A 2,841-nucleotide genomic window follows, 5' to 3' on the forward strand; every position below is an offset into this window, starting at 1 on the left:
ATTGGGGAGAACTCAGCTTTTGAATGTTTATGCAACAAAGCCCATTTCATAAGCAATTAGGATTAAGGCTGAGACCATCAGCACAACAAAAATGAGTTCCACTCTAGTTAACATATTAATTCCTTTTACTTTTCACTTAATTTATATAGCAGTTAAGTCGCAGCATCAATGACATAACATGACATGGAAAATAATCAAAAAGACAGAATTTGGATTTTCATCAAATCTGCTGTTTGCATACTTCAACAGTAGTTTTGAATGTTTCACTTAACCTTTAAACTTTTTCTAAAATTAAATATATTTACATATACGTTCTAAAATTTGATAGAATTTATTAAAACTTTAGATTCTAAGTGTAAATAATGAGAAGCGCTAATATTCGACGTGATGGCTACTTAAAATTTCTGAATACATGGCAAGACCGTGATGTCATTAAAGTACTTTCAGGTGTGCGTCGCTCTGGAAAATCCACCTTATTGGCGATGTTTCAACAAGACCTAAAAGCACAGGGTGTACAAGCCGAAAACATCATTGCTATCAATTTCGAATTTATGGAATTTGAAGAACTCACAGATTACCGTAAACTACATGATTATGTACTGTCTAAAGTTGATAAAAGTAAAAAAAACTATGTTTTTTTAGATGAAATACAACATGTTACCAATTTTGAGAAAGTGGTCGACTCTTTATATGTTCGGGATTATATCGATTTATATATTACAGGCTCAAACGCATTCTTTCTAAGTGGAGAACTTGCGACTTTACTTACAGGACGCTATATCGAGCAACATGTTCTACCTTTGTCATTCCAAGAATTTAAACAGTGGCATATTGAAAATAATCCGATCATCCAACAATTATCCAATCGTGATTTGTATGCCATGTATACGCGCAGTAGTTTCCCTTATACGCTTGCCATGACTAGCCAGCAAGAAACTTATGATTACTTGCAAGCGGTCTATGCCAGTGTAATGTTTAAAGATGTTATTCCCCGTTTGAATACTGCCGATATTAACTCTCTCGAGCGTGTCGCAAGATATTTGGCAAGCGTGACAGGCTCACCTATTTCCATCAATAAAATTAAAAATACCTTTGTTTCAAGTGGGGTTAAAATTTCATTTGAAACAGTAAAACGCTATATTCAGGGCTTACAGGACAGTTTGTTATTTTATAGTGCTGCACAATTTAAAGTACGCGGGCGTGAGTTATTACAATCCTCTGAAAAATACTATTTAGTTGATGTCGGATTGCGCCGGATTATGTTGCCTGATGCTAATGCTGATCAAGGTCATATCTTAGAAAATGTAATTTATCTTGAGCTTATCAGACGAGGTTATACGGTCTATGTAGGGCGGGTTGATGAATATGAAATTGATTTTGTTGCTGTCGATACTTTACAGAATTTAACTTATTATCAAGTGGCATTAGAAACGCTCAATGAGGAGACACTCAGCCGAGAGTTACGTCCATTACAGAAAATTTCTGATTCGTATCCCAAATATTTACTTACCTTAGACACGATAGGGGCTGAAGCAAATTATAATGGTATTGTAAAAATGAGTGCTCTCGATTGGTTGCTATCTGAAAATAAGTAAAGTTGAGGGTAGACATGAATACTCTTATTTATTGATTAAAGCTCAAAGACTTTTCAGCATCATCCAAGAATGTATTCAAGCATAATTTCTGCTCCAATTGTGATGGATCGATTTACCTCGATTCGATTGAGTCAGACCCTCATGATTGAGCCAGAGTCGCTTACTGAAAGTAGCGAGAATTGCGCTGGAGTTTCTGAAGGATATTAATTCCTTAGTTTGCCCATTCATCCATGTGGGCATTTTTTTTGATCAAAATACAATGCTGTTCTTGCTAAAAAATGACGGCACCCACCATAAAACACAATATTCCAAAAATGATCCAAGGCCAGATCTTTGTCTTCGGTTGTTCTAAACTCTGAGGATTATATTCCGTGTGTTCTAGCGATGTCGGTTGTGGAACACGGGTCTTTTTAGAGTAAGGTTGGTGTTTAGAGTAAGATAGTCCCGTACCTGGAATGCCGACACTGGTTCGCGTACCTTTTTTCCCAATATTTAGAGAAGTACCAGGTTTGCCAATGCTGGCACTGCTGATGCCTTTATGGGTCAGATTAATTTTAAAACCCGGGAATAATTTCTCTGTACACGACAAATTTCATAGGATCCTTGTCCTATCAGGCTTTTTCTTTCTTAAAATTGCTAGCACTTTCTTAAATTCTTCTTTTTTTCCAAAACCAATCAAACGTAGAATAGCCATTTGAACATAGTCCAAACCGTAGCGAAATAAACTTACTGAAAGTCGTCCATGCTTCTTTATTTTTATCGCTTTTTTCCGATCATGTTGCCATTCACCTGTTAAATAGCACCAACAGAAACCGATAGCTAGCACTGCTATCAATTTCTTGACTCGTCTAGGGTCTGTTAAACGAGTATTTTCAAGATTGAATCCACGTCCTTTGAGACAACTAAATAAGGTTTCGATTTCCCAGCGTAATGCATAATCACGAATAGCAGAAGCATTAAACATAGGAGAAACAACAAGTAAAAGTTCTCCATCTTCTAATCGTAGCGCACTAATATACAGTTTCACTCGACCAACCCAAATACGTCGTTTACGACATTCAGTTTGACCAACTTGAAGATGACGAAATAAATCACTAATTTTATGATTCTTGGCTAAGTAATTGGTCACAATAAAGTTTTTTTAACACGTATACAGAAGTTAATGTCATTTTCAATTAACCATGTAAACCATTTCTCACCGATAAATTCTCTGTCTGCAAACACATTCACAATACGATCTTTACCA

Annotated in this window: 2 protein-coding genes and 1 pseudogene; 1 reads left to right on the forward strand and 2 read right to left on the reverse strand. The window is 36.0% G+C overall.

All coding sequences use genetic code 11. From position 1 onward, the window contains the following. Window positions 1-362 precede the first annotated feature (362 nt). Window positions 363-1,595: an ATP-binding protein gene (locus OKC24_RS19395; RefSeq protein WP_087528525.1), complete on the forward strand. Its 1,233-nt coding sequence runs from the start codon at window positions 363-365 to the stop codon at window positions 1,593-1,595. A 271-nt stretch (window positions 1,596-1,866) separates the two neighbouring features. Here the strand turns inward: OKC24_RS19395 and OKC24_RS19400 are convergent, their stop codons facing one another. Then, window positions 1,867-2,184 (reverse strand): DUF4236 domain-containing protein, encoded by a 318-nt coding sequence (locus OKC24_RS19400; RefSeq protein WP_104442447.1) that lies wholly within the window; start codon window positions 2,182-2,184, stop codon window positions 1,867-1,869. A 3-nt stretch (window positions 2,185-2,187) separates the two neighbouring features. Beyond that, a pseudogene (locus tag OKC24_RS19405) lies at window positions 2,188-2,841 on the reverse strand (IS4-like element ISAba33 family transposase); the annotation flags it as partial.

This window comes from Acinetobacter entericus (genome assembly GCF_026168575.1).
Classification (GTDB): Bacteria; Pseudomonadota; Gammaproteobacteria; order Pseudomonadales; family Moraxellaceae; genus Acinetobacter; species Acinetobacter bouvetii.